At 70.3% G+C, this 22,892-nt stretch carries 25 protein-coding genes; 15 read left to right on the top strand and 10 right to left on the bottom strand.

Features of this window, described 5'->3' with window-relative positions:
* Positions 1-317: 317 nt before the first annotated feature.
* Both U870_RS0113950 and U870_RS0113945 read left to right on the top strand, forming a co-directional pair.
* Positions 318-1,283, top strand: a complete 966-nt coding sequence (locus tag U870_RS0113950) for a transketolase C-terminal domain-containing protein (protein ID WP_029947623.1) — start codon at positions 318-320, stop codon at positions 1,281-1,283.
* 25 nt (positions 1,284-1,308) lie between these two features.
* Positions 1,309-2,775, top strand: coding sequence for a dihydrolipoamide acetyltransferase family protein (locus tag U870_RS0113945; RefSeq protein WP_025157999.1), 1,467 nt, complete (start codon positions 1,309-1,311; stop codon positions 2,773-2,775).
* A 237-nt stretch (positions 2,776-3,012) separates the two neighbouring features.
* Here U870_RS0113945 and U870_RS0113940 read toward each other — a convergent pair whose 3' ends face one another.
* Together U870_RS0113940 and U870_RS0113935 are read right to left on the bottom strand one after the other, a co-directional pair.
* On the bottom strand, positions 3,013-4,455 hold the full coding sequence (locus U870_RS0113940; protein ID WP_025157998.1) for an APC family permease: 1,443 nt from the start codon (positions 4,453-4,455) through the stop codon (positions 3,013-3,015).
* 86 nt (positions 4,456-4,541) lie between these two features.
* Complete coding sequence (locus tag U870_RS0113935) at positions 4,542-5,639, bottom strand: zinc-binding dehydrogenase (RefSeq protein ID WP_025157997.1); 1,098 nt, start codon at positions 5,637-5,639, stop codon at positions 4,542-4,544.
* A gap of 150 nt (positions 5,640-5,789) precedes the next feature.
* On the opposite strand from U870_RS0113935, the gene U870_RS0113930 reads away from it, so the two are divergent.
* From U870_RS0113930 to U870_RS0113885, 10 genes are all read left to right on the top strand, one after another.
* Positions 5,790-6,962, top strand: coding sequence for a PucR family transcriptional regulator (locus U870_RS0113930; protein ID WP_025157996.1), 1,173 nt, complete (start codon positions 5,790-5,792; stop codon positions 6,960-6,962).
* A 100-nt stretch (positions 6,963-7,062) separates the two neighbouring features.
* The gene (locus U870_RS0113925; protein WP_025157995.1) at positions 7,063-7,971 is read left to right on the top strand and encodes a metal ABC transporter solute-binding protein, Zn/Mn family; all 909 of its coding nucleotides are present in this window, start codon (positions 7,063-7,065) and stop codon (positions 7,969-7,971) included.
* Complete coding sequence (locus U870_RS0113920) at positions 7,968-8,828, top strand: metal ABC transporter ATP-binding protein (RefSeq protein ID WP_025157994.1); 861 nt, start codon at positions 7,968-7,970, stop codon at positions 8,826-8,828. Before U870_RS0113925 ends, U870_RS0113920 begins: the two co-directional genes overlap by 4 nt.
* Positions 8,825-9,712 carry a metal ABC transporter permease gene (locus tag U870_RS0113915; RefSeq protein WP_025157993.1) on the top strand — a complete coding sequence of 296 codons (888 nt, stop codon included), beginning with the start codon at positions 8,825-8,827 and terminating at the stop codon, positions 9,710-9,712. Before U870_RS0113920 ends, U870_RS0113915 begins: the two co-directional genes overlap by 4 nt.
* 9 nt (positions 9,713-9,721) lie before the next feature.
* On the top strand, positions 9,722-10,129 hold the full coding sequence (locus U870_RS0113910; RefSeq protein ID WP_025157992.1) for a Fur family transcriptional regulator: 408 nt from the start codon (positions 9,722-9,724) through the stop codon (positions 10,127-10,129).
* Between the two features lie 139 nt (positions 10,130-10,268).
* On the top strand, positions 10,269-10,505 hold the full coding sequence (gene rpmB / locus U870_RS0113905; RefSeq protein WP_021760156.1) for a 50S ribosomal protein L28: 237 nt from the start codon (positions 10,269-10,271) through the stop codon (positions 10,503-10,505).
* Positions 10,505-10,672, top strand: coding sequence for a 50S ribosomal protein L33 (gene rpmG / locus U870_RS0113900; RefSeq protein WP_021760158.1), 168 nt, complete (start codon positions 10,505-10,507; stop codon positions 10,670-10,672). Before rpmB ends, rpmG begins: the two co-directional genes overlap by 1 nt.
* A gap of 2 nt (positions 10,673-10,674) precedes the next feature.
* The gene (gene rpsN / locus U870_RS0113895; RefSeq protein WP_021760160.1) at positions 10,675-10,980 is read left to right on the top strand and encodes a 30S ribosomal protein S14; all 306 of its coding nucleotides are present in this window, start codon (positions 10,675-10,677) and stop codon (positions 10,978-10,980) included.
* Positions 10,981-11,210: 230 nt separating this feature from the next.
* Entirely contained in the window at positions 11,211-11,498 is a 288-nt protein-coding gene (locus U870_RS0113890; RefSeq protein WP_021760167.1) for an HU family DNA-binding protein, read from the top strand.
* 132 nt (positions 11,499-11,630) lie between these two features.
* Positions 11,631-13,601 (top strand): cytochrome c oxidase assembly protein, encoded by a 1,971-nt coding sequence (locus U870_RS0113885; RefSeq protein WP_025157991.1) that lies wholly within the window; start codon positions 11,631-11,633, stop codon positions 13,599-13,601.
* 6 nt (positions 13,602-13,607) lie between these two features.
* Here U870_RS0113885 and U870_RS0113880 read toward each other — a convergent pair whose 3' ends face one another.
* Entirely contained in the window at positions 13,608-14,648 is a 1,041-nt protein-coding gene (locus tag U870_RS0113880; protein ID WP_025157990.1) for a hypothetical protein, read from the bottom strand.
* Positions 14,649-14,741: 93 nt separating this feature from the next.
* Between U870_RS0113880 and U870_RS0113875 the strand changes: the two genes are divergently transcribed.
* Positions 14,742-16,046, top strand: coding sequence for an ATP-dependent DNA helicase (locus U870_RS0113875; RefSeq protein ID WP_025157989.1), 1,305 nt, complete (start codon positions 14,742-14,744; stop codon positions 16,044-16,046).
* Between the two features lie 28 nt (positions 16,047-16,074).
* Entirely contained in the window at positions 16,075-16,425 is a 351-nt protein-coding gene (locus U870_RS0113870; protein ID WP_025157988.1) for an FHA domain-containing protein, read from the top strand.
* Between the two features lie 35 nt (positions 16,426-16,460).
* Here U870_RS0113870 and U870_RS0113865 read toward each other — a convergent pair whose 3' ends face one another.
* The 3 genes from U870_RS0113865 to U870_RS0113855 form a co-directional block, all read right to left on the bottom strand.
* Positions 16,461-17,111: a heme oxygenase (biliverdin-producing) gene (locus tag U870_RS0113865; RefSeq protein ID WP_025157987.1), complete on the bottom strand. Its 651-nt coding sequence runs from the start codon at positions 17,109-17,111 to the stop codon at positions 16,461-16,463.
* 108 nt (positions 17,112-17,219) lie between these two features.
* On the bottom strand, positions 17,220-17,726 hold the full coding sequence (locus tag U870_RS0113860; protein ID WP_025157986.1) for a hypothetical protein: 507 nt from the start codon (positions 17,724-17,726) through the stop codon (positions 17,220-17,222).
* 29 nt (positions 17,727-17,755) lie between these two features.
* Positions 17,756-18,169: a DUF4383 domain-containing protein gene (locus U870_RS0113855; protein ID WP_025157985.1), complete on the bottom strand. Its 414-nt coding sequence runs from the start codon at positions 18,167-18,169 to the stop codon at positions 17,756-17,758.
* 186 nt (positions 18,170-18,355) lie between these two features.
* Here U870_RS0113855 and U870_RS0113850 point away from each other — a divergent pair, with 186 nt between their 5' ends.
* Positions 18,356-19,597 carry a serine hydrolase domain-containing protein gene (locus U870_RS0113850; protein WP_240183703.1) on the top strand — a complete coding sequence of 414 codons (1,242 nt, stop codon included), beginning with the start codon at positions 18,356-18,358 and terminating at the stop codon, positions 19,595-19,597.
* Positions 19,598-19,604: 7 nt separating this feature from the next.
* Here the strand turns inward: U870_RS0113850 and fliW are convergent, their stop codons facing one another.
* Genes fliW through flgN form a run of 4 tightly spaced genes read right to left on the bottom strand, consistent with a single transcriptional unit; the run spans position 19,605 to position 22,795 of the window.
* Positions 19,605-19,988, bottom strand: coding sequence for a flagellar assembly protein FliW (gene fliW / locus U870_RS0113845; protein WP_025157983.1), 384 nt, complete (start codon positions 19,986-19,988; stop codon positions 19,605-19,607).
* A complete protein-coding gene (gene flgL / locus U870_RS0113840; RefSeq protein ID WP_025157982.1) occupies positions 19,985-20,869 on the bottom strand; it encodes a flagellar hook-associated protein FlgL in 885 nt (294 codons plus the stop codon). The genes fliW and flgL overlap by 4 nt, the downstream gene beginning before the upstream one ends.
* 3 nt (positions 20,870-20,872) lie before the next feature.
* The gene (gene flgK, locus U870_RS0113835) at positions 20,873-22,297 is read right to left on the bottom strand and encodes a flagellar hook-associated protein FlgK (RefSeq protein WP_025157981.1); all 1,425 of its coding nucleotides are present in this window, start codon (positions 22,295-22,297) and stop codon (positions 20,873-20,875) included.
* A 6-nt stretch (positions 22,298-22,303) separates the two neighbouring features.
* Positions 22,304-22,795 carry a flagellar export chaperone FlgN gene (gene flgN / locus U870_RS0113830; RefSeq protein WP_025157980.1) on the bottom strand — a complete coding sequence of 164 codons (492 nt, stop codon included), beginning with the start codon at positions 22,793-22,795 and terminating at the stop codon, positions 22,304-22,306.
* Between the last annotated feature and the right edge of the window lie 97 nt (positions 22,796-22,892).

Genomic DNA, 22,892 nt, shown 5'->3' with positions numbered 1-22,892 from the left:
TGGAGGCCGAGCTGATCGACGACCAGGACGGCCACGGCGCGCACGACGCCGCGGCCGAGCCGCTGGCCGACACGGAGGCGATCGATGTGGTCGAGATCGTCGAGAGCGACCCCGGCGCCCGCGTGCTCGAGGAGCACGTCGCGGAGCAGGAGTGGACGCGCGAGTTCTCGATCGACGACGCGACGGCTGAGGCCGTGGCCGCGACCGCCGGCGAGGCCGATGCGGACGCGACGGCCGACTCCGCGTCCGCTCCGGAACCTGCCGCGCCCGCGGCCGAGGCGTCCGCTCCCGCCGCTCCGGAGGCTCCGGTGCAGAACCTGCCGCTGGTGAAGGCGCTGAACGCCGGACTGCGCCGCGCGCTCGCCGACGACCCGAAGGTCCTCATCCTCGGTGAGGACGTCGGCCCGCTGGGCGGCGTGTTCCGGGTGACCGAGGGGTTGCAGCAGGAGTTCGGCCCGCGGCGTGTGGTGGACACCCCGCTCGCCGAGGCCGGCATCGTCGGCACCGCGATCGGCCTCGCCATGCGCGGCTACCGCCCGGTCGTCGAGATCCAGTTCAACGGATTCGTGTTCCCCGGCTTCGATCAGATCACCACGCAGCTCGCCAAGATGACGAACCGGCACAGCGGTGCGATCTCGATGCCGATCGTGATCCGCATCCCGCACGGCGGGCACATCGGCGCGGTCGAGCACCATCAGGAGGCTCCGGAGGCGTACTTCGCCCACACGGCCGGCCTGCGGATCGTCGCGCCCTCGACGCCGCACGACGCCTATTGGATGATCCAGGAGGCCATCCAGTCGGACGACCCGGTCATCTTCTTCGAGCCGATGAGCCGCTACTGGCCCAAGGGCGAGGTCGACCTGGTCGAGAACGCGACCCCGCTGCACGCCAGCCGCGTCGTCCGCACCGGCACCGATGTCACGGTCGTCGCGTGGGCCGGAATGGTCAGCGTCGCGTTGCGTGCCGCCGAGCTCGCCGCCGAAGAGGGCCGGAGCATCGAGGTCGTCGACCTGCGCTCGCTCTCCCCCGTGGACTACGGGCCCGTCGTCCAGTCGGTGCAGAAGACCGGCCGCCTCATCGTCGCGCAGGAGGCACCGGGCAACGTGTCCGTCGGCTCCGAAATCGCGGCGACCGTCGCCGAGCGCGCCTTCTACTCGCTGGAGTCCCCCGTGCTGCGGGTGGCCGGGTTCGACACCCCCTTCCCGCCGGCGAAGCTCGAAGAGGTCTACCTTCCCGACGCCGACCGCATCCTCGAGGCCGTCGACCGCGCGCTCGCCTACTGAGCGCGCCAACCGAAAGAAGTCGCACATGAGCGAGTCCCAGTTCCTGCTGCCCGATGTGGGCGAGGGTCTGACCGAGGCCGAGATCGTCTCGTGGAAGGTGGCGCCGGGCGAGCCCGTCGCGGTCAACCAGGTGATCGTCGAGATCGAGACCGCGAAGTCGCTCGTCGAGCTGCCGTCGCCGTTCGAGGGGACGGTGGGCGCGCTGCTGGTGTCCGAGGGCCAGACGGTCGAGGTCGGTACCCCGATCATCACGGTCACCGGCGAGGCCGGTTCCGACGCTCCCGTCGCCCCGGTGAGCGAGGTGGCCGAGGCCGCCGCGGACACGGCGGCCAGCGTGTCGCACGAGGCCGACGAGCCGAAGCCCGGCGCGGTGCTCGTGGGCTACGGCTCCGCCGGCCACGGCACCAGCCGGCGCCGTCGGGTCACCCACCCGGGGACCGCGGCGCTGCCGGTCGCGACCCAGGCGCCGATCGCCCCTCCCGCGCCCTCGACTCCGACGGCCCCCGTGCCTGCGGAGGCTCCCGGGACCGCGGACGCTCCCGCGACTCCGACGGCGACGGCTCCGGCGCCGGCTACGGCTTCCGCGGCACCGAGCGCGCACGCGCCCGCCGGCCACGCCGCCGCCACCGGTGCCCCCGTGATCGCCAAGCCTCCGATCCGCAAGCTCGCGAAGGATCTCGGCGTCGACCTCACGACCGTGACCGCGACCGGACCGATCGGTGACGTCACCCGCGACGACGTCCTGCGCGAGGCGACCCAGGCGAGCGTGTTCCGCAACATCCAGACGCCGGAATGGCCGGACGACCGCGAGGAGCGGATCCCCGTCAAGGGCGTGCGCAAGGCGATCGCCAACGCGATGACCACGAGCGCCTTCAGCGCCCCGCACGTCAGCCTCTTCGTCGACGTGGACGCCACCCGCACGATGGAGTTCGTCAAGCGCCTCAAGAACTCGGCCGACTTCGTCGGCATCAAGATCTCCCCCCTGCTCATCGTGGCGAAGGCGATCATCTGGGCCGTGCGCCGCAACCCCACCGTCAACTCCACGTGGACGGACGAGGAGATCATCATCCGCCACTACGTGAACCTCGGCATCGCCGCGGCCACGCCGCGCGGACTGATCGTCCCGAACGTCAAAGAGGCGCAGAGCATGACGCTCCTCGACCTGGCGAAGTCCCTCGAGCAGCTCACCCTGACGGCGCGCGACGGCAAGACGTCGCCTGCCGAGATGGCGGGCGGCACCATCACGATCACCAACATCGGCGTGTTCGGGATGGACACGGGCACGCCCATCCTCAACCCCGGCGAGGTCGGCATCGTCGCGCTCGGCACGATCAAGCAGAAGCCGTGGGTCGTCGACGGCGAGGTGCGCCCGCGCTACGTCACGACCGTCGGCGCCTCGTTCGACCACCGCGTGGTCGACGGCGACGTGGCCTCGCGCTTCCTGGCCGACGTGGCCTCCATCATCGAGGAGCCCGCCCTCCTGCTCGACTGAGCGCTCCGCCCCCGCACCTCCGCGGGACGACCGCGCCCGTTCGGGACGACTGCGCCTCCGCGGGACGACCGCGCCTCTACGGGACGACCGCGCCGCGGCGCCCCGCCGCCACCGTCCCGAACCACAGCGGCCGCATCGCGGAGGTCGCGCCGCACAGCGAGAAGCCCCGCCCGGGACCGTGAACGATCGACCGGACGGGGCCTCCTCGGTTGGGGGATACCGAGGTCTCGCGAGACGTCAGCCGATGCCCTCCAGGACGTCGGTCTCGGTCGAGCCGATGGCGTCGATGACGTCCGGCCGGTTCTTCTTCACCCACGCGTAGCGGCCCACGCCGGCGATCACGGCGACGAGGAACAGCAGCGGGATGATGTTGAGCGGGAAGGCGGGGATCGGCACGACGTTGACCCAGAACACGTAGGCCATCCCGCCGACGGCGATCACGACGCACGGCCAGACCAACCAGTTCTTGACGCCCATGCGGCGCAGGAAGATCGGGGCCGCGATGGCGACGGCCGCGTAGGCGACCATGTAGCCGAACGTGCCGAAGGTGTCGACCCAGACGAGGACGTCGTTCGCGTCCACGCCGAACAGGTACAGCACGACGGGCACGAGGATGACGAGAGGGGCGAAGACGAGCAGTGCGCGGTGCGGGGTGAGTAGCTTGGCGTGGGTGGTGCCGAGGTACTTCGGGGCCACGCCCTCCTTGCCCATCACGTAGACGATGCGCCCGATGACGTTCAGCGGGGCGACGACGACGGCGAAGAACGAGGCCGCGATGCCGAGGTTCAGGATGGGGTTGAACCAGCTGGGCAGGCCCACGATGGTCGCGATGTCGTCCAGCGGGCTGACCGACTCCCCGAGCTTGTCGCCGAGCACGACGACCTGGGTGTACGCGGCGAAGACGTAGAGCACGCCGACGCCGAGCGCGCTCCACATGATGGCGCGCGGGATGGCCTTGAACGGATTGCGCGCCTCCCGGCCCAGGGCGTCGGCGCTGGAGAACCCGACGAAGCCGAGGATCGCGAGCACCATGCCGATCGCGACGCCCTGCGGCTCCACGCCCTCGAGCGAGAACTGCGACGGGTCGAACGCGGCGGGGCCCGCGTTCGCCAGGGCGATGACGAGCAGGATCGTGATGATCGTGACGGAGACGATCTCGAGCACCAGGGAGACCCGGGCCGAGACCCGCACGCCCCACACGGTGAAGAGCGCGGCCAGGCCGCCCAGCACCACCGCGATGACGACCTGCCCGGCGACGCCGCTGATCCCGACGCCGACCTGGTTGAGGAACGCGCCGAAGTGGATGACCGCACCGCTCAGCGAGCCGGCGGCGATGCCGAAGCAGCCGATCACCAGGGTGAGGCCGGTCAGGAAGGCGCCGAACGGCCCGAGGCCCGCCGCCGCGTAGTTGTAGAGCGAGCCGGCGGAGGCGCGGCGCTTGGCGAACTGCGAGATGCAGTAGCCGACGGCCAGGATGACGACGGTCGCGAGTGCGAACGACAGCCAGGTGCCCTTGCCGGCCGTGACGAAGATCGCGGCTGCGGTGAAGGCGATGACGGCGGAGGGGGCGATGTTGGCGATGGCCTGGGCGACGAGTTCGGCGCCGCCCATGGCGCCGCGGCGCAGGCCGCTCTCACTCGCGTCCGGGCGTGCCGGGGTGGTGGTTTCGGTCGAAGACAACGGTGTCCTGCCTTTCGGGGGGAGAGGACGGTACGGGGGACGGTGCGGTGGTGCGGGTGGCGACGCTCGGCCGGGGCCGTTCCGGCTCAGGGGATGAGCAGGGTGCGCAGCGCGGTGCCCTCCTGCAGGGCGTCGAGCGCCTGCTCGGCCTCGGCGAGCGGACGGCGTCCGCTGACGAGCAGGTCGAGCTCCAGGTCGCCGTCCATGTAGCGGTCGACGAGCGCGGGGATGTCGATCGACGGCCGCACGCTTCCGTAGTTGGAGCCCAGGATGCGCTGGTCGGCCTCGGCGAGCACGAGCGGCTCGAACGAGGCGCGGGCGCCCGTCGGGGGCAGGCCGACGATGACGGCGGCCCCGCCGAGGCCGAGCATGCGGATGGCCTGCTCGGTGGTGGCGGTGTTCCCGATCGCGTCGAACGCGTAGTCGACGCCGTCGGGGAGGATCTCGTGCAGGGCCGCGACGGCGTCCTGCTTCGAGGCGTCGATCTCGTCCGTGGCACCGAGCCGGCGGGCGAGGGCGGTCTTCTCGGCGCGGACGTCGACGGCGACGATGCGGGAGGCGCCGGCGAGACGGGCGCCCTGGATGACGGAGAGGCCCACGCCGCCGCAGCCGATCACGACCACGATGGAGCCGGGCTCGACGGCGGCCGTGTTGGTGACCGCGCCGACACCGGTCGCGACGGCGCAGCCGACGAGGGCGATGACGTCGAGCGGGGCGTCGTCGCGCACCTTGATGGCGCCGGAGGCGGGGACCACCGCCTCCTCGGCGAAGGACGAGACGCCGAGGTAGTGGTGGATGGGCTCGCCGTCGATCGACAGCCGGGAGGTGCCGTCCTGCAGCACGCCGTTGGGCGCGACGATGTTGGCGGCGACCTGGCAGCGGGCCTCGTGCCCGGCCAGGCAGTAGCGGCACTCGTTGCACGGAGCGACCCAGGAGAGCACGACGTGGTCGCCCTCGGCGAGCGTGGCGACGCCCGGGCCGACGGCGGTGACGACGCCGGAGCCCTCGTGGCCCATCACCAGCGGCGACGGGGCGTCCCACTCGTTGCGGCGCACGTGGAGGTCGGAGTGGCACACGCCGGCGGCGGCGATGCGCACGCGCACCTCGCCGGGTCCGGGCTCGGCGAGGTCGACGTCGGTGTAGTCGATGGAGCGGTCGGTGCTGTCGAAGACGATGGCTTTCACTGCAGGTTCCTCAAGGGTTCGGGACGCGTCATTACGATGGTGGAAATGCTATGAGCAGCGCTCAGCACCGGATACCCGCCGTTTCGTCCATCCCCCGGCGCTGTGCACGCCGAAACGTCATTCCGCGAAGACATGAAGGAGGTGGGGGCGATGGATGCCGACCCCGCTTCCGGCGCATCCGGCGCTCCCGCGCCTCTCGCCGCTCCCGTCGCTCCCGTCGCTCCCGTCGCCCCGGGGGTCGACGCCGCGGAGGCGCGCCTGGTCGCGAGCGGCATCATCTCGTTGACGCTCGCCGCCCGCCGCGGCGGGACGCAGGGCGTCGTGACGACGCTCTCCCGCCTCCTGAACGGCTGGGCCGTGCTGGTCGACCGCTACGGCCAGCCGATCGCAGCGGTCGGGGCCGGGCGCATCCACATCGACGACGCCGTCACGGCCGCCACGCAGCGCAGCCGGCGCCAGCGCAACACCGAACTGCAGACGTTCACGGTGGGACGGGCGGAGGATCCGCGGGCCACCCTGGTGGTCTCGGCCAGGCGCGGCGCGACGAGCCGCACGCGCGACCTCGCGACACAGGCCGCGGCCCTGCTCGACCTGACGTACTTCCCGCAGCGCGACGCCCGGCTGGAGCAGCTCGCCCGGCAGGACGCCGTCGAGGTGCTGCTGCGCGCCCCGGCTGCGCTCGCGCGCTCGGTCGCGGCCCGGTGGGGCCTCACCGGCGGGGAGCTGGTCGTCTGCATCGTCAGGTCGCGCTCGCGGGCGGTGGTGCTGGAGACGAAGGCCCTCGACTGGCTCGAGGAGCTCGAACTCCCCCCGGTCGCGGGGACGCTCGAGGGAGACGTCGTCGTGGTGATCGCCCCGGAGGCCGTGCCGGCCTGGATCGAGAGGATCGTGACCGCCGCGACGACCGAACTCGTCCCCGTGCGCTGCGGAGTCAGCGCCCCCGCGGCCCCTGGCGCACTCGCCGAGGCCCGTTCGCAGGCGGAGCGCGCCGTCGGTGTGGCGCTCGCCGACGACCGGCCCGCGGTGGAGTTCGCACGCATGGCGAGCGTCGCCGAGTTGTTGCGCGCGCTTCCCTCCTCGGCGGTCACGGCGCTCGTCGAGCCGCTGCGGCCGCTCGCCGCGGAGTCGGACGGGCAGCTCCTGGAGTCGCTGCGCGTGTTCCTCACGGAGAACGGCAGCTGGGAGGCGGCGGCGACGCAACTCGGCGTCCACCGGCACACCCTGCGCAACCGGATGCAGAAGATCGAGGAGCTGACCGGGCTGTCGATGACGAGCGCCGAGGACCGCGCCCTGGCGTGGCTTGCCCTGCAGGCGCGGAGTTGATTTTGACAATCATTCTCAACAAGGCGTAGTTTCGTAGAGGCCCGACACCCGGTGCCCTCGAATACGACACAGCCACGCCGACTTAGACAGGTCCCCGCTCATGCAGAAGCGCCCCCTCCTCGCGATCGCCCTCACGGCCGCCGCGGCCCTCGCCCTCACCGGGTGCTCGGCCGCCTCTTCCGGTTCGTCGACCGATGACGGGAATGTCCGTATCGTCGCCAGCACCAACGTGTACGGCGACATCGCCCACACCATCGCCGGCGATGCCGTCGAGGTGACCTCGATCATGGACGACCCCGCCCAGGATCCGCACTCGTTCGAGGCGAGCGCCCAGAACCAGCTCGCCATCTCGAAGGCCGACATCGTCATCGAGAACGGCGGAGGGTACGACGACTTCGTCGACACCATGCTGAAGGCGGCGCCGAACGACAAGCGCACGGTGCTCAACGTCGTCGACATCTCGGGCAAGAAGGCCGTCGACGGCGAGCTCAACGAGCACGTCTGGTACGACTTCCCCACCGTGCAGAGGCTGACCGACAAGCTGGTCGGCGCACTCTCGAAGGCGGACCCCGCCAAGGCGTCGACGTTCTCGGCCAACGCGAAGGCGTTCGGCGAGAAGCTCACCGCGCTCGAGAACCGCGAGGCCCAGCTCAAGACGTCGTACGCCGGCGAGGGTGTCGCCATCACCGAGCCGGTCCCGCTGTACCTGCTCGAGGCGGCCGGGCTCGAGAACAAGACCCCGGAGGCCTTCAGCGAGGCCATCGAGGCGGGCACCGACGTCTCCCCCGCCGTGCTGCAGGACATGCTGGGCGTCATCCAGGGCGGCACCGTGAAGCTGCTCGCCTACAATGAGCAGACCAGTGGCCCCGAGACCGAGAAGGTGCTCGCTGCCGCCAAGGCGGCCGGCGTCCCCGTGGTGCCGGTGACCGAGACCCTCCCGAGCGGCAAGGACTACATCGGCTGGATGAACGCGAACCTGGACGCCGTGGCCAAGGCCCTCGGGGAATGACCGAACCTCTCGCGCGGGTTCCCGCGCCCACCGATCGAGGTGTCGTGCTGCAGCTGCGCGACGCCTCGCTCGGCTTCGGCGACCGGACCCTGTGGAGCGGACTCGACCTCGACGTGCACGCCGGCGAGTTCGTCGCCGTGCTCGGGCCGAACGGTTCCGGCAAGACGAGCCTGCTACGCGCGATCCTCGGCCAGCAGCGGCTCGACGGCGGCTCGATCACGTTCGACGGCCACCCCGTGCGCCGCGGCGACCGGCGGATCGGCTACATCCCGCAGCAGAAGCTCATCCCCGCCGGGACGCCGATGCGGGCGCGGGATCTGGTGCGGCTCGGTGTGGACGGCCACCGCTGGGGGCTCCCGCTGCCCCACCGCGCCGATCGCGCCCGAACGGAGGAGCTGATCGACGCCGTCGGAGCCCGCCGCTACGCGGACGCTGCGGTCGGATCCCTCTCCGGCGGCGAGCAGCAGCGGCTGCGGGTCGCGCAGGCGCTCGCGGGCGATCCCGCGATGCTGCTCTGCGACGAACCCCTGCTGTCGCTCGACCTGCAGCACCAGCGCGGTGTCAGCGAGCTGATCGACCGCCGCCGGCGCGAGGACGGCAGCGCCGTCGTGTTCGTGACGCACGACGTGAACCCGGTCCTCGGCATGGTCGACCGTGTGCTCTACCTGGCCGGCGGCCGCTTCCGCACCGGGACGCCGGATGAGGTGCTCCGCAGCGACGTGCTGACCGATCTGTACGGGACGCCGGTCGACGTCATCCGCAGTCGCGGCCGTATCGTCGTCGTCGGCATCCCGGACTCGGAGACGCACGCCCACCACGATCACGGCCACGACCCGCACCCGGAGCCGGCCGCATGATCCTCCACCTCGCCGCCTCGGGCGACCTCTGGTCGCAGCTGTTCTCCTTCGCCGACTACGGCGAGTTGCTCGCGCTCGTGAAGAATTCGATCTTCGCCGGTGCGGTGCTCGGCATCGTCGGCGGTCTGATCGGCGTCTTCGTGATGCAGCGCGACATGGCGTTCGCGGTGCACGGCATCAGCGAGCTCTCGTTCGCGGGAGCCGCGGCCGCCCTGCTCTTCGGGGTGAACGTCGTCGTCGGCTCACTGGTCGGCTCCCTGCTCGCCGCCGTGCTGATCGGCCTCCTCGGGGCCAAAGCGCGCGATCGCAACTCGATCATCGCCGTGCTGATGCCGTTCGGTCTCGGCCTCGGGATCCTGTTCCTCGCCCTCTATCCCGGGCGCAGCGCGAACAAGTTCGGACTGCTGACGGGCCAGATCGTCTCGGTCGACGACCCGCAGCTGGGCTGGCTGATCGGGATCGGACTCGTGGTGCTGCTCGGACTGCTGCTGATGTGGCGCCCGCTCACCTTCGACAGCCTGGACGCGGACGTGGCGGCCGCCCGCGGCATCCCGACCCGGTTCGTCGCGCTCGCGTTCATGGTGCTGCTCGGGCTCGCCGTAGCGGTCTCGGTCCAGATCGTCGGCGCCCTGCTGGTGCTCTCGCTGCTCGTCACCCCGGCGGCGGCCGCGATGCGCGTCTCGTCGTCGCCGATCCTGGTCCCGGTGCTCAGCGTGGTGTTCGCCCTCGTCTCGGTCGTCGGCGGCATCATGCTCGCCCTCGGCGGCTCACTGCCGATCAGTCCGTACGTCACCACCATCTCGTTCCTCATCTACGTGGTGTGCCGCCTCCTGGGCGTGCGACGCGAACGCGGTTCACGGCGTCTCATGAGCCAGGCGGGCTAGCCTGGGACGGTGAAGCGCAACACGTGGCAGCGGGAGGCCGTCCGAGAGGCCCTGTCCTCGACGGAGGGCTTCATCAGTGCGCAATCGCTGCACCTGAGCCTCCACGAGACCGGCTCGCCCATCGGCCTCGCCACCGTCTACCGCGCGCTCGCCGACCTGGCGGCCGAGGGGGACGCCGACTCGTTGCAGTCCCCCGAGGGCGAGAGCCTCTACCGGGCCTGCACGGGCGGCCACCACCATCACCTGATCTGCCGCAACTGCGGGCTGACCGTCGAGATCGAGGCCGACGCGGTCGAGGAGTGGGCCCGCGCCGCCGCCGCCGCTCACGGCTTCACCCAGGCCCAGCATGTCGTCGATGTGTTCGGTCTGTGCGAGAACTGCTCCGCTCAATTTGCCAGCGCCCCGGGCGTGTCGTAGAGTGGTTCTTTGGCTGAGTGGGCTCCTCCCGCTCAGTATCGTGTACGGACCCCCACTCCCTTCCAAGCGTGGGAAGCCGTGCGCCGACAAGTGACCTTGGGTGAGGCCGTCCGGCCTCACGGTATTGGAGAAGAAAGCAATGGCAGCAGTGTGCCAGGTGACGGGAGCCGTTCCGGGCTTCGGTCACTCGATCTCGCACTCGCACCGTCGCAACAAGCGACGGTTCGATCCGAACATCCAGAAGAAGACGTACTACGTTCCGTCGCTTCGCCGTAAGGTGACCCTCACCTTGAGCGCCAAGGGCATCAAGGTCATCGACGCCCGTGGCATCGAGGCCGTCGTCAAGGACCTCCTGGCCCGTGGGGAGAAGATCTAATGGCAAAGCAGCAGGACATCCGTCCGATCATCAAGCTTCGTTCGACGGCGGGCACCGGTTACACCTACGTGACCCGCAAGAACCGTCGCAACAACCCTGACCGTCTCGTGCTCAAGAAGTACGACCCCGTCGTGCGCAAGCACGTCGACTTCCGAGAGGAGCGCTAAACATGGCCAAGAAGTCCAAGATCGCCAAGAACGAGCAGCGCAAGGTCGTCGTCGAGCGCTACGCCGCTCGCCGCGCCGAGCTCAAGAAGGCTCTCGTCGACCCGAACGGCTCCGACGAGTCCCGCGAGGCCGCGCGCCTCGGCCTGCAGAAGCTCCCCCGCGACGCTTCGCCGATCCGCGTCCGCAACCGCGACGCCGTCGACGGCCGTCCCCGCGGAAACCTCAGCAAGTTCGGCATCTCGCGCGTGCGCTTCCGCGACATGGCGCACCGCGGCGAGCTGCCCGGCATCACCAAGTCCAGCTGGTAACCAGCAGACCACGCACGAAGGGGCGTCCGGCATCATGCCGGGCGCCCCTTCGGCGTTCCCGGGGCGCCTCCGAAGGTGAAAGAGCGGTGAGAAACGCCGAAAATCCGCGTGTTTCCGCGGATTCCTGATACATTCGAGGCGGTCATCCGACCAACCGTTATGGCCCTCCGCGGCCGTGGCTGTTCCACTGCAAGCTGTAGATCCAGCACAACGTCCGAGGAGGACACTCAATGGCTGACAAGTCGCTGAACAAGACCGAGCTCGTCGCTGCCGTCGCCGCGGCGTCGGGGCAGAGCCAGGCCACCGTCTCCGGTGTCGTCGACGCTTTCTTCGCGACCATCTCCGAGACCGTCGCCGCCGGTGGCAAGGTCACCATCCCGGGCTGGCTCGCCGCCGAGCGCACCGAGACCGCCGCCCGCACGGGCCGCAACCCGCAGACCGGTGCCGAGATCTCCATCCCGGCCGGCCACCGCGTCAAGCTGACCGCGGGCTCGAAGCTGAAGGCTGCCGTCAAGTAAGCAGCTCCACACGCTTTGCCGGAGGGCGGCGCCGCTGATCGCGGTGCCGCCCTCGTCGTGTGGACAGGGCGGCGCGCGGCCCGTCCCCGCGCTGTGGGCGGGCATCCAGCCCGGGGGTCGTAGGCTGGACGGGTGCCCCGTATCGTCCGTGTGATCGGCCCTGCCGTGCTGCTGCTCGCCGCCCTGGCGGCGGTCGTGGCGGGCCTCGCCTTCGGCGGCGGGGCGACCGCTCCCCTGCTCGCCGATCCCGGCGCCCTCGTCCGCTGGGGTCTGCCGATCGCGACCCTCGTGGTCAACCTGAGCCTGTCGGGAGTCCTGGGCGCACTGGTGCTCGTGTGCTTCGTCTTCGCCCCGGAGCGGGAGGAGTTCGGCAAGGCGCTCGACTTCGCCGCCGGATGCGCCGCGGTCATGACCGTGGCGGCAGCGGCGACCGGCCTCTTCACCTTCGTCAGCGTCTCCAACGTCCCGTGGTCGTTCGACGAGACGTTCAGCAACGGCCTCAGTTCGTTCATCACCAGCGTCTCGCTCGGCCAGGCGTGGCTCGGCGTCACCCTGATCGCGGCGGCCGTCACCGTGCTGTGCTTCGCCGTCCGCAATCACACGGCGCTCATCTTCGTGACCATCCTCGCGATGGCCGCGGTCGTCCCGATGGCGCAGCAGGGCCACAGCGCCGAGGCCGCGGGACACGACGCCGCGGTCACGTCCTTCGGCCTGCACGTCCTCTTCGCCGCCATCTGGCTCGGCGGCCTGGTGACGATCATCGTCCTGCGCAGCGTCTTCGGCGGCGAGCGGCTCGTCGCGGTCATGGAGCGCTACTCGTCCATCGCGCTCATCTCGTTCATCGTCGTGGCCGCTTCGGGCTATGTGAACGCGGAGCTGCGGATCGGCGACCTGGAGCAGCTGGCGACGCCCTACGGCATCCTGGTGCTCGTCAAGGTCGCGGTCCTCGTCGCCCTCGGACTCTTCGGGGTGGCGCAGCGCCGCATCCTGATCGGGCGGCTCAAGGCCGGAGGTTCACGCAGAACGTTCTGGTGGATCGTGACCGCCGAGCTCGCGTTCATGGGCATCGCCTCGGGCGTCGCCGCGGCGCTCGCGCGCACGGTCACCCCGGTGCCCCAGACCCGCGCGGCGACCCCGACGCCCGCCGAGATCCTGACCGGGGAGAAGCTCCCGCCCGAGCTGACCTGGGGCCGGCTCTTCACGAGCTGGAACTTCGACCTGCTCTGGGTGCTCGCCTGCGCCTTCGCCCTCTTCTTCTACCTGGCCGGTGTCTGGCGGCTCCGCAAGCGCGGGGATGCGTGGCCGATCTACCGCACGGTGCTGTGGGTGCTCGGCATCGCCCTCCTCTTCTACATCACCAACGGCGGCGTGAACGTCTACGAGAAGTACCTCTTCTCGGCCCACATGTCGGCGCACATGGTGCTGACGATGGCGGTCCCGCTGCTCCTGGTGCCCGGTGCGCCGGTGACGCTCGCCGCCAGAGCCATCCGCAAGCGCACCGACGGCTCGCGCGGTGGACGCGAGTGGATCCTGCTGGCGGTGCACTCCAGCTTCGCCGGGGTGATCTCCAACCCGATCGTCGCGGCGATCCTGTTCGCGGGCTCGCTGTGGGCGTTCTACTACACTCCGATCTTCCGCTGGGCGACGACGGACCACATCGGTCACGAGTGGATGGTCGTCCACTTCCTGATCACCGGCTACCTCTTCGTCCAGTCGCTGATCGGCATCGACCCGGTCAAATTCCGGCTGCCCTACCCGTTCCGTTTGCTCCTCCTGCTGCTGACCATGGCGTTCCACGCCTTCTTCGGCCTCTCCATCATGCAGATGCACGGCCTCCTGCTCGCGGACTGGTTCGGGGCGATGGGCCGCACCTGGGGCGATCCGCCGCTCGTCGATCAACAGACCGGCGGCGGCATCGCGTGGAGCATCGGCGAGATCCCGACGGTGATCCTCGCCATCGTCGTGGCCATCCAGTGGAGCCGCAGCGATGAGCGCGAGACCAAGCGGCGTGACCGCAACGCCGACCGCACGAACGATGCGGAGCTGCGCGCCTACAACGACCAGCTCGCGCGGCTGGCGCAGCGCGACGGCGCGAACCAGTAGCGGCCGCTACGGCCCGACGACGATGTCGAGGGATCCGTCGCCGCGGATCACGACGCTGGTGAGCGAGACGGCGAACCGCTCGTCCGACTCGCGCTGCGAGACGGTTCCGTCGAAGAGGGACTGCACGCTGACGGAGAGGTGCGCGACGCCGACAGCCTGATCCATGGTCCAGCCCGTCTGCCCGGCCGTCAGGTGCACGGCCGGGTAGGTGGCCAGGGTCCACGTCGGGGCGCCCTGGACCCGGTCGTCGATCTCGACTCCGAACGGGCAGCCGGCCGGCTGGAGCACCTGCTGGGTGGCGCACTGATCGAGGAATCCGTCGAGCTGCTTCTGGACCGCCTGGGTGAACGCCGGTGTCGGCTCGGCGTCGACCGTCGTCTGGACGAGCTGCCCGGGGTCCGCGAGGATCACCGCAGGAGCCGCGGTGAGCAGCGTCGACGTGTGGCCGATCTCGTAGCGCCCGGGGGCGAACATCAGGTAGTCGGCGGCGACGCTGAACGCCGTCGCGGGCTGGTCCGGGGCGGCCGCCCGCGGGCTGACCGTGTGTGATGCGATCGTGAAGTCCTGGGCGTGAGCGACGTTCACGTGCGCCACCGTGAGCGGAGTCGTGGCGAACCGCCACAGGGGCAGGAAGCCGAGGACCGAGCCGGACGGCTCGACGGTGAAGGTCGCGGTCACGGGGTGGCCGTCGGAGGACACCCGCACGGTGACCTGATGCGCACCGGACGAGAGCGCTCGGTCCGACGTGACCGCGATGTCGCTGAGGCGGGGCAGCAGGTCCGCGCGCAGGAGCTCGCGGGACGCTCTCGGAGGCAGGCCCGCCCGCTCGAGCGCGGCGGCGGTGGGCGCGGCCCCCGGCATGGCGAGCGCAGCGGCGACGTCGTGCTCAGCGAGCGTCTGCACATAGCCCGTCACGAATCCGGAGGCGCTGTAGTAGGTGCGCTGCAGCGCCGCGAACGCAGCGAGGAGGGCGAGCAGCAGGAGGACGCCGATCCCGGACCAGAGGAGGAGTGCGCGCGTGCGGCGCCTCGACTCATCCCCCGTCATGAGGCCATCCTATGGGCCTGTGTAGAGACGGCCGCGGGGGCGGCGGGCGGGTTAGAGTAGATCGGCAGGTCGCGCGAGGGGAAAGGGACTCGGATGGGCCGACTCTCGCTCTCGCCGGAGCAGCAGACGGTGTTCGAGCTGATCGAGCACACACGTGAGCACGTGTTCGTCACGGGACGTGCGGGCACGGGCAAGTCGACGCTGCTCAACCACTTGTCGTGGAACACCGAGAAGTCGATCGTGATCGCCGCGCCGACCGGTGTCGCCGCGCTCAACGTCGGCGGTCAGACCATCCACTCGCTCTTCCGGCTGCCGATCGGGGTCATCGCCGACCACGACATCGAGCAGAGCGCCGAGCTGCGCAAGCTCCTCAACACCATCGACACGCTCGTGATCGACGAGGTCTCGATGGTCAACGCCGACCTGATGGATGCAGTGGACCGCAGCCTGCGCCAGGCGCGGCAGAAGCCGGCCGAGAGCTTCGGCGGCGTGCAGGTGGTGCTCTTCGGCGACCCGTACCAGCTCGCGCCGGTGCCGGGAGACCACGAGGAGCGCGCCTACTTCAACGACACCTACCGGTCGATGTGGTTCTTCGATGCCAAGGTCTGGCAGGAGGCCGACCTGCGCATCGTCGAACTGCTCCAGGTGCACCGGCAGCACGAATCCGACTTCCGTTTCATGCTCAACGCGGTCCGGCACGGCCAGGTGACGAAGGAGATCGCCGACCGTCTGAACGAGGTCGGTGCGCGCCCGGCGCCGGACGACGGGACGATCACGCTGGCCACCCGCAACGACACCGTCAATCGCATCAACGCGCAGGCGCTCGATCGGCTCCCGGGTCGCGCCCTGACCGCGAAGGCCGAGATCAGCGGCGACTTCGGCGGTCGCAACTACCCGGCGGAGGAGTCCCTGGAACTCAAAGTGGGCGCGCAGGTGATGTTCCTCCGGAACGACGTCGGGCAGGGAGACGGCCCGCGCTGGGTCAACGGGACGATCGGCACGGTGACCCGCATCGACTCGACCGTCTACGTGGATGTCGACGGCGAGATCCACGAGGTGGAGCCGACGATCTGGGAGAAGTTCCGTTACAACTACTCCCCCGAGACCAAGAAGCTCACCAAGGACGTGGTGGCCGAGTTCACCCAGTTCCCGCTGCGGCTCGCCTGGGCGGTCACCATCCACAAGTCGCAGGGCAAGACCTACGACGCGGCGATCGTGGACCTCGGGACGCGCGCGTTCACCTCGGGGCAGACCTATGTGGCGCTCAGCCGCATCACGACCCTCGACGGGCTGTATCTGACCCGTCCACTGCGCCCGAGCGACATCACCGTGGACCCGGATGTCGAGCGGTTCATGAGCGACGCGCGACCAGTGAGGGTGCCGCTCAGCGCCGTCTGAGTGCGGGGCCGAGGCGAAGGAGACGCAGATGATCACGTTCGTGCTGGATTTCAGCGACGGTCAGCACCTCGAGACGTCGGGAAACGGCGTCATCGGCCGCAATCCGGTCGTGCACACGCCAGGCACAGAGCTGGACGACCCGGCGCACGTGGAGCTCGTCACCGTCTCCGACGACGTCAAGTCGGTGTCGCGCGCGCATCTCGCGTTCGGCCAGTACGACGACGTCTTCTGGGTGATGGATCTGGGGTCGGCGAACGGCACGACCATCTCCTACCCGGGGGAGGGCACGTTCGCGTGCGATCCGAACACCCGGCACGAGGTCGACCCCGGCTCGATCGTGCGGTTCGGGAGCGAGAGCTTCGCGCTCAGCCGGCGCTGACGGCGGAAGCCCCCGCCGGAAGCCGTCCCGAGAGGTCAGGCGGCAGCGGCCTTGGCGGCAGCGAGGTCGTTGAAGAGGTCCGTGTTGAAGCGGAACGCGAGACCGGCTTCGGCGATCACCCGGTCGCGCTCCTCCTCCGTCCAGTCGACGGCGTCGAGCTGCGAGCGGTAGACGTCCTTGAACACCTTCGGCTTGGCGATGTCGGCGAACAGGTAGAAGCCCACACCGTTGGTCTCGAAACCGTACTGGCGCTGCAGGAGCGTGCGGATGATCTGGCCGCCGGAGAGGTCGCCGAGGTAGCGGGTGTAGTGGTGGGCGATGAAGCCGCCCGGCCAGTCGTGTCCGACCTCGCGGATGCGCGCGGTGTAGCGGAAGGTGCTCGGCAGCGGCGAGATCCGGTCGCGCCAGTCGTCGCTGAGCAGGAAGGCCAGGTCGGCCTCGATGGCCGGCAGCCGGGTGAGCTTCGGGGTGATGAACAGGGCGGCGACGGGGTCGTCGGCCATGTTGACCGCGGCCTCCTCGAGCGCCTCGTAGATGAAGTAGTGCTGCGCCAGGAGGTGGATGTAGTCCTCGCGACTGCCCTTGCCGCTCATGAGGTCTTGCATGAAGGTCGCACCCTCGCTCTCCTCGTGCACGGAGCGGGTGCGCTCGCGGAGCGCCTGCGAGAAGGGGATCAGTTCGGCCATTCGGGTCTCCTGGTCAGGTAAGGCTTACCTAAAATACTGGCGGACCAGAGGGTTCCCGTCAAGCTGGACGGCGTTGTCCACCCGGCATTCACAGCCGGTGCCGACGTCTCAGTGGTGGTGGCCGACCTTCACGGCGGCGTAGCCGGCATCCGTCAGTCCCAGCGCCGGGATGGTGACGGCGCAGACCGCGGAGGCGCTGAGCGCGAGCGCGGCGACGAATCGGACGGCTCCGCCGTGCGCTGATGCCGGGCGGTCGCGGCGCAGCACGACGGCGCTGACGGCGGCGACGGCCACGTCGAGCAGGGAGGCGACGCCCATCGGCAGCAGAGGCAGGCTGAGCACCGTGCCGGAGGTCGCGGTCGCACCGACGACGGCGAGGGCGGCCCAGGCCGCGACCGGGATGAGAGCCAGCACGGGGACGAGACGGAAGAAGAGGGGACGGTCGCGCGCGAGCGTCGTGACCGACCAGCCGAGCTCCGCCGCTGCGACGACCAGGAGCAGGACGAGCAGCGGAAGAGGTGCGCTGGGGGCGAGCGCTGCGTGAAGCAGACCCGCCCCCAGCGCGGCCACGGCGAGGAAGGCCCGGGCCGGGGAGGCGACCGGGGTTCCTGACATCCTGCTCAAGGGAGCCGTGGCCATGTCGGTCACACGGCGGCCGTAGTGGAGCGCACGGTCCGCTCGGCGCCCAGACCGACACCGAGGAGCACGATCGCGCTCGCCAAGTGGAGGAAGTGGTCCGGGGTGTTCAGCGCGAGGATGTTCGCGCCGGTCCCGACCAGGAAGAACCCGACGATGCCGAGCAGCAGGTAGACAGCACCGACGGTGGTGTTGACGGCCTTCGCCGCTGCGGCGCGGGTCAGGCCGGCGATGAGCAGCGCCGCCCCGATCAGCAGGTGGGCGATGTTGTGCAGCGGGTTGACCTCGAAGATGCCGAGGAGCAGGCCGCCCTGCGTGGCGACGAAGCCGACGCCGCCTGTGAAGGCGAAGCCGAGCAGGCCGACGAGCAGGTAGACGGCGCCGAAGATGGTGGCGACGAGTCGATTCGGTGATGTGCGCATTGTTCGTTCCTCCTTGGACGGCGCACGGATGCGCGCCTCACTGGGTCTTCGGGACAGCCGCTCGAATGGATTGGCGGAGCCGCCGATCGGTCCTTCGCCCGTTTCCGGGCCGGGGCTACAATCCAGGGGACGAGGACCACGACGGCGGGGGAATGCATGCGAGGAGCGGGCCGGATCGGACGGGCCGTGACCGCGGCCGCGGCGGGGATCCTGATGCTCGCCGTGACGGGGTGCACCACGTCGCCGTCGTCGGATCTGCCGAGCCAGCGTCCTGGCGTGTTCTCGGCCGACGTGCAGAAGCGCCTGCAGGGCGCACTCACCGATGCGATGACGCTCGCCGACGCGTCCGCCGGATTCGCGGGCGTCTGGGCGCCGTGGGCGGGCAGCTGGACCGCGGCGACGGGGACGACGACGCGCGGAGGGTCCACGCCGGTCACCGCTGACATGGCGTTCCGGATCGGTCAGAACACCGTTCCGATGACATGCACGGTGCTCCTCGACCTGGTGGACGACGGCACCCTCGGCCTGGACGATCCGGTCACCGCCTGGGTGCCGGGACTCGTCGGCGTCGACGGCGTGACGATGCGCGAGCTCTGCCAGCAGACGTCCGGCTTCGGCGACTACTCCCCTCAGCTGAGCAGTCGGATGCTGATGAACCCGACCAGGCAGTGGCCGCCGCTCGAACTCGCGAGCGAGGGGATCTCCGCGCCGCGGGCCGGCAAGCCCGGCGAGAAGTACGGGGATGCCCGAACGAACGCCGTTCTCGTCGGGATGGCGGTGCGCAACGCGACGGGTAGGGAATGGTCCGACCTGTACCAGGAGCATCTCTTCGGTCCGCTCGGGATGGACGCCAGCATCCTGCCGGCGGCATCCTCGCTCACCGTCCCCGGCCCGCACCCGGCCGGCTACGCGGCCGGCGTGGACGGCGCGGGCGCGGTGGTCTGCGAGCCGGTCCGCGACGTCTCCCGGCTCTCCCCGTCGATGGGCTGGACCGCCGGCGGTGTGGTCTCGACCCTGGGCGACCTCAAGTCGTTCAGCCAGGCGCTCGCCGAAGGGTCGCTGCTGGACGGCGCGACGGCCGATGCGCAGATGACGGGCGTGACCAGCGGCGCCTCCTGGCAGAAGCAAGGGTTGGGGGTGCAACTCGTCGGGCCGCTGCGTGGCAGCAGCGGGGCGATCCCGGGCTATCTGTCGGCGATGTACACCGATCCGTCGTCCGGGCTCACGGTGGTCGTCGCCCTCAACAACTCCACGCCCGGCGCGGGATTCGCGCAGGCCCTCGCCGAGCGGTTCGCCTCCATCGTGTCCAAGGTCCCCGCCGTGCAGAAGGGGACGAAGACGGTGGCGGGGTTGCCGTGGTCGGAGGCTCAGGCGGTCGACGCCATGACGAAGGCGGCACCCTGCCCGGCGAAAACGGCCGCGAAGTAGGAGTGCCTCAGGCTCCCGCGAGTGCGGCGAGTTCGGCGCGCACCGGGAACGCGTCGTCGTCGAGCACCAGCTGGAGCGCGTCGCCCGACCCGCGGTTCACCACGACGGGCGCGAGCAGGTTGACGGTGCTCCCCTGCTGCGACGGCGTCACGACGACCAGCAATTGTGCCTGATCGGCGGAGTCGATCCCGAGCTCGGCCGCCCGATCGTCCGGAAGTTCGGGCGAGTAGCCGGGCAGGTGCCGTTCGGCGTCGAGCGTGTAGAGGCGGATCTCCGGACGCTCGAGCGAGGCCAGCGTGTACAGGCCGACCGCTCCCTCGACAGCTGTCAGCTCGAATGCGGTGAGCGGCTCGAGGCCGGGCGGCGGCGAGACGAAACGCAGAGTGGTCATCGGAGGAAGTCCATCAAGGTCGGCTGCAGCACGCGGGCGGTCACGGCGAGGGCGGTCTGGTAGTTGACGTCCTGCGTCTTCAGGTCGAGCAGCACCTTGCTCAGGTCGACGTCCTCGAGGGAGGAACGCTGCGCCTCGAGCGCGTTCGCGCCGATGGCCAGCAGGTCCTTCGCCTTGTCGATGCGCGTCTGCCGCCCACCGATCTCCGCGTGCTCTCCCACGATCGCCTTCGTCCTGTCGTCGATCTCGCCGAGACGGGGACCCACGTTGACCCCCGTCCGCAGATCGTTCGAGATGTTGTCCAGCAGGGCGAACACCGAGCCGGTGCCGGTCCCGAAGACCGCGGCGCCGTCGGCATCCACCCGCACCGTCGTGTCCAGTCCGATCCTGCGCTCCACTGTACTTCCCGCGGCTCCGGTGAAGGAGTAGTCAGGCTGGAAGGCCACCCCCGCGTCCGAGTTGCCGGCGAAGACGGTGCGGCCCAGGTAGGTCGTGTTCGCCAGGGAGAGAAGCGACTTCTTCAGCCCGTCGATCTCCGTGGCGATCGCCTCCTTCGCCTCGGGCGAGAGGGAGCCGTCGTTCGCGCCGGAGACCGTGAGGTCCCGCACGCGCCGCATGACATCCTCCACCGAGCTCAGCGTGGAGTCGGCGGTGGTGAGCCAGGCGTCGCCGTTGTCGAGGTTGCGCTTGTACTGCGCCGTCGCGGCCTGGTCGGCCCGCACACCGAGCGCACTCGCCGTGGCCGTGGGGTCGTCCGACGGCTTGGTGATCTGCTTGCGGCTCGTCGCCTGGTCGTAGAGCTGCGTCTGGCGCTGCAGGCTGAGCTGCAGGTTGCGCTGCGCGTTGAGCGTCTGCGTGGCGTTCGTCACACGGGTGAACACGGATTACCTCCCGACCAGTCCGGTGTGGTTGATGAGCACATCGAGTGCCTCGTCCACAGCCGTCATCACACGCGCAGCACCCTGGTAGGCGTGCTGGAACGCGAGCATGTTCATGTTCTCCTCGTCGAGGTCGACGGAGGAGTTGGAGAGCAGGGCGCTCGTCGCCGAACTCGCCGAGAGTTCGGCGAGGTCACCCTGCTGCTGGGCCACCTTGCTCGCGACGCCGATGCGCACCACGAACGACGACCACTGCTTGTCGACGGCGTTCGTACCCGTGCCGAGCTTGGCGATCGCGTCGGCGATGCTGCCGTCGCTGCCGCCCGCCCCCGGGGTGCCGGTGGCGATCTGCGACACGCTCGTGGGCACGACCGAGAGGCCGAGTGCCGCCGGCTTGCTCGCGTCGATGGCGAAGAAGTCGAGCCCGGTGGCGCCGGAACCCGTCGCGCCGGTGCGGTGGATGTCGTTCACCCGCTGGGCGATCGTCACCGCGAAGCTGTTGTAGCCGGCCGCCGCCTCGGCGAGGACGCCGCCGGTGCCCGAGGCGTCCGCGGGGGCGAGCGTCGAGATCGCGCCGGCGATCGAGCCGCCCTCCAGGGCGATCGCGGCGCCGGGGCGGTAGGCCCACTCGAGACGCGGCGCGGCGCCGGCCGCGTCGCTCATCCGCTGGGCGCCGGCGAGCGTCACCGCATTGGCGGAGGTGCCCTGCACCAGCGGGTTGCCTCCGATCAGCACGTCGACGGTGCCGTCCTGGTTCGCCCGCACGACGCCACCTGCCAAGGCGGCGATCTTCGTGGTGAGCGCGTCACGCTGGTCCAGCAGCTCGTTCGCAGAGGCCCCGGAGGAGAGCGCGGAGCGGATGCGGCCGTTCAGCTCGGCGACCGCGTTCGCCGCGGAGTTGAGGTCGTCGACCATCCCGCCCGTCTGGGTGCGCAGCGCGGTCCACTGGTCGTCCACCGCCTGATAGCCCTGGGAGATCTGCGTCACCAGGCTGCCGGCCTGGCCGAGCAGCACGCCCGCGGGCGCCTGCTCCCCCGCCTGGTTGGAGACGTCGCCCCAGGCCGACCAGACCTTCTGCAGCTGCGCGGAGATGCCGTTCGTGCCCGGTTCGTTCAGCGACGACTCGAGCGTCGCCAATGCCTGGGCGCGGGTGCCGGAGTAGCCGGAGACGGCTGCCGTTGTGCGCACACGGAGGCTGAGCGCGGCGTCGTCCAGACGCTGGACTCCACCGACGAACACGCCCTGCCCCGGCTGCACTCCCCCGCTGAAGAGCCGATTCGTGTTCAGGGGAGGGACGGCGGAGGTCGTCACGCGCTGACGGGTGTAGCCGGCGGTGTTCGCGTTGACCAGGTTCTGCCCGACGACGTCGAGCCCGGCCTTGGCGGCGACCAGGCCCGTGTATGCGGTGTTCAGCCCGCTGAAGGTGCTCATCCCTGTCTACGCCTCCGTGTCGAAGAATCGTGCGCCGACGTCGCCGGCCCGGCTCTCGCCCGCGGCGCCGTACAGCCCAGGGTCGCCGCCGGCCGACAGCCCGCTCAGCGTCTCCTGGGTGGAGCGTGCGGCCTCCCGCAGCAGGCGCTCGTTGATGTCGCGCACCTCGGCGATCTGCCCGGTCAGCTCGGTCATGGCCGCCAGGTGCGAGCCGAAGATGTCGGACCAGATGCCGTCGGGAGCGGCCGTCGCGAGCTCGCGCAGGGTCGCGTCGGCTGCGAGGCCCCAGGCCTCGGCCACCTCGGCGACCTCGACGGTGCGGGTCAGGCCGACGACTCGCATCCGCTCCATGACCTGCTCGACTTCACGGGTGGCGTGGGAGATCCAGCGCGACTTGCCGGCGACGAGCAGCAGCTGCTCCTCCTCCAGCTTGAACAGCAGCAGCTCCAGGAGCTCGCGCTCCTTCCAGAGCTGCGCGGACAGTTCGCTCGCGGCCATGTCGCTCCTGACTTCCTCGTGAGTCGTTGTGCGCACGCGGTCCCCTCGGGTATCGGGACGACGGACGGTCTGCCCGTCGACACAAGGGACAATCGGC

The sequence above is a fragment of the Leifsonia aquatica H1aii genome, from assembly GCF_000633535.1.
GTDB classification, from domain to species: domain Bacteria; phylum Actinomycetota; class Actinomycetes; order Actinomycetales; family Microbacteriaceae; genus Leifsonia; species Leifsonia aquatica_A.
This window is presented reverse-complemented; position numbering and strand designations above follow the sequence as displayed.

What these genes read in the sequence shown, in the direction of transcription:
- U870_RS0113945 (WP_025157999.1), top strand. Translation starts at nt 1,309, where the DNA reads ATGAGCGAGTCCCAGTTCCTGCTGCCCGATGTGGGCGAGGGTCTGACC.
- U870_RS0113930 (WP_025157996.1), top strand. Translation starts at nt 5,790, where the DNA reads ATGGATGCCGACCCCGCTTCCGGCGCATCCGGCGCTCCCGCGCCTCTC.
- U870_RS0113925 (WP_025157995.1), top strand. Translation starts at nt 7,063, where the DNA reads ATGCAGAAGCGCCCCCTCCTCGCGATCGCCCTCACGGCCGCCGCGGCC.
- U870_RS0113920 (WP_025157994.1), top strand. Translation starts at nt 7,968, where the DNA reads ATGACCGAACCTCTCGCGCGGGTTCCCGCGCCCACCGATCGAGGTGTC.
- U870_RS0113915 (WP_025157993.1), top strand. Translation starts at nt 8,825, where the DNA reads ATGATCCTCCACCTCGCCGCCTCGGGCGACCTCTGGTCGCAGCTGTTC.
- rpmB (WP_021760156.1), top strand. Translation starts at nt 10,269, where the DNA reads ATGGCAGCAGTGTGCCAGGTGACGGGAGCCGTTCCGGGCTTCGGTCAC.
- rpmG (WP_021760158.1), top strand. Translation starts at nt 10,505, where the DNA reads ATGGCAAAGCAGCAGGACATCCGTCCGATCATCAAGCTTCGTTCGACG.
- rpsN (WP_021760160.1), top strand. Translation starts at nt 10,675, where the DNA reads ATGGCCAAGAAGTCCAAGATCGCCAAGAACGAGCAGCGCAAGGTCGTC.
- U870_RS0113890 (WP_021760167.1), top strand. Translation starts at nt 11,211, where the DNA reads ATGGCTGACAAGTCGCTGAACAAGACCGAGCTCGTCGCTGCCGTCGCC.
- U870_RS0113880 (WP_025157990.1), bottom strand. Translation starts at nt 14,648, where the DNA reads ATGACGGGGGATGAGTCGAGGCGCCGCACGCGCGCACTCCTCCTCTGG.
- U870_RS0113875 (WP_025157989.1), top strand. Translation starts at nt 14,742, where the DNA reads ATGGGCCGACTCTCGCTCTCGCCGGAGCAGCAGACGGTGTTCGAGCTG.
- U870_RS0113870 (WP_025157988.1), top strand. Translation starts at nt 16,075, where the DNA reads ATGATCACGTTCGTGCTGGATTTCAGCGACGGTCAGCACCTCGAGACG.
- U870_RS0113865 (WP_025157987.1), bottom strand. Translation starts at nt 17,111, where the DNA reads ATGGCCGAACTGATCCCCTTCTCGCAGGCGCTCCGCGAGCGCACCCGC.
- U870_RS0113860 (WP_025157986.1), bottom strand. Translation starts at nt 17,726, where the DNA reads ATGTCAGGAACCCCGGTCGCCTCCCCGGCCCGGGCCTTCCTCGCCGTG.
- U870_RS0113855 (WP_025157985.1), bottom strand. Translation starts at nt 18,169, where the DNA reads ATGCGCACATCACCGAATCGACTCGTCGCCACCATCTTCGGCGCCGTC.
- fliW (WP_025157983.1), bottom strand. Translation starts at nt 19,988, where the DNA reads ATGACCACTCTGCGTTTCGTCTCGCCGCCGCCCGGCCTCGAGCCGCTC.
- flgK (WP_025157981.1), bottom strand. Translation starts at nt 22,297, where the DNA reads ATGAGCACCTTCAGCGGGCTGAACACCGCATACACGGGCCTGGTCGCC.
- flgN (WP_025157980.1), bottom strand. Translation starts at nt 22,795, where the DNA reads ATGGCCGCGAGCGAACTGTCCGCGCAGCTCTGGAAGGAGCGCGAGCTC.